The organism is Aminobacter sp. P4_D5 (assembly GCF_056401815.1).
Genome location: NZ_JBFUIP010000924.1, coordinates 1 through 629 on the forward strand (window position 1 = coordinate 1; position 629 = coordinate 629).

1 protein-coding gene is annotated in these 629 nt (G+C 73.3%); it reads right to left on the reverse strand.

The window, feature by feature from the left end; all coding sequences use genetic code 11:
- Positions 1-43: 43 nt before the first annotated feature.
- A partial coding sequence (locus AC1DWF_RS35820; RefSeq protein ID WP_476843207.1) for a Bug family tripartite tricarboxylate transporter substrate binding protein occupies positions 44-629 on the reverse strand: 586 nt, incomplete at its 5' end.

Consider the following 629-nt stretch of genomic DNA (forward strand, 5'->3'; position numbering starts at 1 on the left):
CGCCAACCCAGCGCGACGGGCTTGGTCGGGACCGCCCTTCAGCTCAGGCGTCCGGCCGAATGCCGGCCTCGCGCACCAGACGGCCCCAGCGGGCGACCTCCTCGCCGATGAAGGTCCTGGAGCGGTCGGCGTCCCAGGAGAGGACATCGAAGCCGCCTTCCTCGGCCCTTCGGCGCGCCTCCCCCTCGCGCAGCGAAGCTCGGGCGGCGCGGCCGATTTCGGCGAGGACCGGGACCGGGACGGCGGCGTTGGTGACCATGGCCGTCCAGCTCGTGATCTGCATCTCGGGTGCACCGGCCTCGGCCACCGTCGGGATGTCCGGGACCAGGCGATGGCGCTCGGCACCCGTGACGGCAAGGCCGCGCAGCGATCCGGCCTGGAGCTGCGACAGGCACTCCGGCAGGTTCGACACGAGCAGCTGGAGGTTGCCGCCCAGGAGGTCCGTCACGGAGGGCGCGCCGCCGCGATAAGGGACATGGGTGATGTTGGCGCCGGCGCCGGAGGCGCGCCGGAACAGCTCCAGCCCCAGATGCGGCGGCGACCCGTTGCCGGAGGAGCCGCCGTTCATCACGCGGGTGCGCGCCTGGGCCATCAGATCCTGCAGGGTCCGGGCCGGGTTCGACGGGTTC